Origin of the sequence: Synechococcus sp. H70.1, assembly GCF_047502705.1 — a bacterium.
GTDB lineage: Bacteria > Cyanobacteriota > Cyanobacteriia > Thermostichales > Thermostichaceae > Thermostichus.
This window is the reverse complement of record NZ_JANSIV010000174.1, coordinates 10,404-15,132: the sequence shown is the minus strand read 5'-3', so window position 1 is coordinate 15,132 and position 4,729 is coordinate 10,404. Positions and strand designations below refer to the sequence as shown.

General features: G+C 58.2%; 5 protein-coding genes. All 5 read right to left on the bottom strand.

Features of this window, described 5'->3' with window-relative positions:
* Nucleotides 1-94: 94 nt before the first annotated feature.
* Nucleotides 95-931, bottom strand: coding sequence for a TlyA family RNA methyltransferase (locus tag NW827_RS11500; RefSeq protein WP_414403665.1), 837 nt, complete (start codon nucleotides 929-931; stop codon nucleotides 95-97).
* Between the two features lie 106 nt (nucleotides 932-1,037).
* Entirely contained in the window at nucleotides 1,038-1,865 is an 828-nt protein-coding gene (gene pstB, locus NW827_RS11495) for a phosphate ABC transporter ATP-binding protein PstB (RefSeq protein WP_414361519.1), read from the bottom strand.
* 66 nt (nucleotides 1,866-1,931) lie between these two features.
* Complete coding sequence (pstA, locus tag NW827_RS11490) at nucleotides 1,932-2,831, bottom strand: phosphate ABC transporter permease PstA (RefSeq protein WP_414403664.1); 900 nt, start codon at nucleotides 2,829-2,831, stop codon at nucleotides 1,932-1,934.
* A 6-nt stretch (nucleotides 2,832-2,837) separates the two neighbouring features.
* Entirely contained in the window at nucleotides 2,838-3,809 is a 972-nt protein-coding gene (pstC, locus tag NW827_RS11485; RefSeq protein ID WP_414503719.1) for a phosphate ABC transporter permease subunit PstC, read from the bottom strand.
* 24 nt (nucleotides 3,810-3,833) lie between these two features.
* The coding region (pstS, locus tag NW827_RS11480) for a phosphate ABC transporter substrate-binding protein PstS (protein ID WP_414503718.1) at nucleotides 3,834-4,729 on the bottom strand (896 nt) is incomplete at its 5' end.

Here is a 4,729-nt window from a genome sequence, read left to right as displayed (position 1 = left end):
TGCTCCCTAGAACCAGAATCAGTCAGAGGGTGCTATCCATCCCCACCGTATAGACCGTGGGGAATTCCGCACCTTACGTTAACCCAGGGCTGAGCTAGCGGCTAGGGGAGCAAAGAGCTGCTTTTGCCTGCTCGCTCAGCTGCTGTAAGGCGCTGAAGGTGGGAAGCGGGATCCCTTCTCCTTCCGCCAGCCAGAGCCAGTACTCGATGTTGCCAGCGGGACCACTGATGGGCGACCAGGTATAGCCCTGCACCTGCCAGCCGCGGGCCACCGCCGCCTGCATTACCGTCTGCAGCACGCGGGCATGGATGGCCGGATCCCGCACGACTCCCTTTTTGCCCACCTGGCCTCGGCCCGCCTCAAACTGGGGCTTGACCAGCAGCAGAGCCTCCCGCGGCGACCGCAACAGCTTCCACAAAGGATCCAACACCTTGGTTAGGGAAATAAAAGAGAGATCCACCACGGCCAGATCCGCCCAGCTGGGGGTGGGCACCTCAGTTCCGTAGAGATCGGCTGGCTGCAGATAGCGCAAGTTGGTTCTTTCCTTGAGAATCACCCGCGGGTCGCTTCGCAAAGACCAGGCCAACTGCCCATAGCCCACATCCACCCCATAGACCCGCTGGGCCCCCTGTTTGAGTAGGCAATCGGTAAAGCCCCCCGTGGAGATGCCCGCATCCAAACAAATACGGCCCTGCACCTGAACAGGAAAGGTCTGCAGCGCCCCCTGCAGCTTTTCTCCCCCCCGCGAGACAAAAGCAGGCTTGGACTGGATGTGGACCATGGGATCCCCGCTCACCCAGGCTCCAGCCTTCTCCGCCCGCACCCCATTGAGGAAAACTTCCCCTGCGAGGATGGCGCGCTGGGCCTGCTGGCGGGAAGAGAAATATCCCCGCTCCACCAACCAGCTATCCAGGCGCACCCGCTCGGCCATCTTGCTGCTGTTAACAGCTCCTACCCGATTTTCAATTTCTCAGGATAGGAGAGCGGGATCCCTCTCGACCAGATCTGGCTTGGCGCCAGCAGCAATGGGCGGGGGATTAGCCAAACCGTCCGCTCACGTATTCTTCTGTCTCGCGATTGGCGGGAGAGTTGAAGATCTTCTCGGTGCGGTCGAACTCTACTAGCCGCCCATAACGGAACCCTTCCTCGTCAACTTCAGTGTTGAAGAAAGCCGTGAAGTCGGACACACGCGCCGCCTGCTGCATGTTGTGGGTGACGATGATAATTGTGTAGCGACGCCCCAATTCCTTCATCAGCTCCTCAATGCGCAGCGTCGAAATGGGATCCAGGGAGGCACAGGGCTCGTCCATCAGGATCACTTCCGGCTGAATGGCCAAGGTGCGGGCAATGCAGAGGCGCTGCTGTTGTCCGCCGGAGAGGGAAAGGGCGCTCATCCTCAACTTATCTTTCACCTCATCCCAGAGAACAGCCTGGCGCAGCGTGCGCTCCACCAGCTCGTCTAGATCCCCCTGGTAGCCATTGATCCGTGGCCCAAAGGCAATGTTGTCGTAGATAGACTTGGGGAAGGGGTTGGGCTTCTGAAATACCAAGCCAACCCGCCGCCGCACCTCAGAGGGATCCACATCTGGGTCGTAGATATTTTTCCCGTGAAAAATGACCGAGCCTTCTACCCTTGCTCCCGGGATGAGATCGTTCATGCGATTAAAGCAGCGCAAGATGGTGCTCTTGCCGCAGCCTGAGGGGCCAATGAAGGCGGTGATGTGATTTTTCGGGATCTTCAGAGAAACCTGCTTAACCGCTAGGTGGGAGCCGTAGTAGACGCTCAAATCCCGCGTCTCTAGTTCAACCTCCAAACGGGTGGATTTCTCAGGAGAGCCGGATTTGCCAGAGAGTGGAGAGCGCATAGGAGTACCGAAGGAGATAACGTCACTGCAAAGCCTAGATTGAGTTAAAGCAACACGTGAGAGGGATTAGATGGTGATGGTTTCCTGCCGACGACTGACGATGAGCCGAAAACTGACCGTGGTGATCAACACCAAAATCACCAGAGCCAAAGCCCCTCCCCAGGCAATCTTCTGCTGGTTTTCAAAAGGAACGAGGGCAAAGTTGTAGATCAACACAGCCAGTGAAGCTACCGGTTTCAACAGACCGCTGGGCCAGAGGAAGCTAAACAAAGCAGTGAAGATCAGGGGCGCCGTCTCACCCGCAGCGCGGGCAATGGCCAACGTCACCCCCGTCAGGATCACCGGCAGAGCTGCCGGCAACACCACGCGAAACACCGTCTGCACTCGCGAAGCCCCCAGCGCATAGGCAGCAGCCCGCGTATCTGCCGGCACCAGGCGCAGCGCCTCTTCACAAGACAAAATGATGATGGGCAGGGTCAACACCGATAGAGCCACCCCGCCGGCGAGGGCAGAGAAAGTCTTGGTGGAGAGCACCAACACCCCGTAGGCAAACACCCCGGCAATGATAGAGGGAACCCCTGTCAACACCTTGATGATGAAGCGCAGAAAGGAAGCTATAGGTCTGTTCTGGCCAAACTCCGAGAGATAGATGGCAGCAAACAGTCCGATGGGGAAGGTGATGGCGATAGCAATCGACACCACAATAATTGTCCCCAGCACCGCGTTGCCAAATCCGCCCACCTGATCGCCGGGAGGAGGGGGAAGTTGGGTCAGCGCTTGCCAGTTCAAGCGCTCGATGCCTCTGGTGAAAACGTAGTAGAGGATGAGAGCCAGCACGAAAATGGCAAAGAGGCTGGAGACAACCGTCAGCGCTGTCATTCCTACATCCAGGAAGACGCGCCGCCAGGACTTTGCTCTGCGCTTGAACCAATTGCCTTGATCTACCGCCTGAACTTGCGTCGTCATGTTCCTCTACTCCCGCGAAGCTGTCAACGCGAACTTGACACGGCGTATCATCAGCTCCGCCGCAATGTTAACTACCAGAGTGATGGCCAACAAAATCAAGGCCACATACATGAGCGCTGCCACCTGCTCAGGGCCTGCTTCTGCAAACTCGTTGGCCAACAGGGCCGGGATGTTGCTAGCAGGAGCCAGGAGCGAGACGCTAATACCGCGGGCATTACCAATTAGCATCGCCACTGCCATCGTCTCCCCCAAGGCACGTCCCAAACCCAAAACCACCGCCCCTAGCATGCCGCCAATGGCCGCCGGCAGCACAACACCAAAGATGGCTTCCCAGCGAGTGGCCCCCATCGCATAGGCAGCCGCCCGCAACTCCGGCGGAACGGCCACCAGCACTTCCCTGGCAATGGCAGTGATGATGGGGATGATCATGATCCCCAAGACAACCCCTGCCGTCAGCATCCCCGGCCCCACCGGTGGCGTACTGAAAATGGGCAACCACCCGAAGTTCTGGAACAAGAACATCTGAATCGGGCGAAAGAAGGGAATGAAGATAAACAACCCCCAAATGCCGTAGACCACACTGGGAATGGCTGCCAGCAGCTCCACCACGATGATCAAGGCCGTGCGCAAAGACTTGGGCAAAAAGTCCTCACTCAAAAAGATGGAGATGCCGAAGCTAAAAGGAACGCCCACGATCAGGGCAATCAGAGAAGTCACCAGGGTGCCGTAGATCTGGGGCCAAGCGCCGTAGTTGTTCTCAACAGGATCCCAGGTGGTGCCCCAGAAAAAGCCCAGCCCGAACTTCTGAATGGCAGGTAGCGACTGGATCCCAATCTCCAGGGCAATCCACAACAGCAGCAAAGCCGAGAAAAAGACGGCAATCCGCGTTGCCCAGATGAACAACCAGTCGCGCCGGCGCTGGAAGACGGGCCGGGGCCGAAATAGAGAACTGCTCTCTGAAGAAAAAGTAGTGGTCATCTGCCGAGTAGGAGGTACCAACTTTTACGGCGTGATGTTTTCCAGAGCAGCCAGAGCTTTCTGCCGCGTTTCTTCCGGCAAGGGCACATAGCCCAGCGGCTCCGCGAAGGATTGCCCTTCCGTGAGGCCGTAGCGGAGAAACTCCTTGACAGCTTTGGAGGTTTCAGCTTTGGGGTAGACTTTGTAGGCCAAGATCCACGTGTAGCCCACAATGGGGTAGGAGTCTTCCCCGGCGGGATCCGGGTCAACCCCCAACAGCCGCTCGTCAAGCTTGATTCTGGCCAGTGCCGCCTGCTCCGTCTCAACTTTGGGGGTGACGAACTTGCCCGACCGGTTTTCCAGGCGAGCGATGTTCAGGTTGTTGAGCTTGGCGAAGCCGAACTCCACATAGCCAATCGCGCCAGGGATCTGCTTAATCTGCTCGGAAACGCCTTCGTTACCGCGAGCTCCCACCCCGGTTGGCCAGTTCACGGAAGAGCCACGACCCACCTTTTGCCGCCATTCCGGGCTAATGGCGTTGAGGTGGGTGGTAAAGATGTCGGTGGTGCCGCTGCCGTCGGAGCGGTGCACAACGGTAATCGGCAAATCCGGGAAAGTCACCCCTGGATTAAGGCCGGCTAGCAGCGGATCGTTCCAGTTTTTAATTTTGCCCAAGAAGATATTTACCAGCGCTAGGCGAGAGAGGCGAATTTCGGGACCCACGCCGGGGATGTTGTAGGCTGCCACCACTGCCCCCCCCACCATCGGCACGGCCACCATGCCCTTGGGAGGGTTGGCTTCACTCTCGATCTGGCTGATCTCTTCGGGACGCGGCACACTGTCGCTGGCGCCGAAATCGACAGTGCGAGCCACAAATTGCCGCCGCCCGGCACCGCTCCCCACCGACTGATAGTTGACTTGGATGTTGGGGTTTTTCTTGC

Excerpts from the sequence above, each read along its gene's own strand:
- pstB (WP_414361519.1), bottom strand. The coding sequence starts at position 1,865 with ATGCGCTCTCCACTCTCTGGCAAATCCGGCTCTCCTGAGAAATCCACC.
- pstC (WP_414503719.1), bottom strand. The coding sequence starts at position 3,809 with ATGACCACTACTTTTTCTTCAGAGAGCAGTTCTCTATTTCGGCCCCGG.
- pstA (WP_414403664.1), bottom strand. The coding sequence starts at position 2,831 with ATGACGACGCAAGTTCAGGCGGTAGATCAAGGCAATTGGTTCAAGCGC.
- NW827_RS11500 (WP_414403665.1), bottom strand. The coding sequence starts at position 931 with ATGGCCGAGCGGGTGCGCCTGGATAGCTGGTTGGTGGAGCGGGGATAT.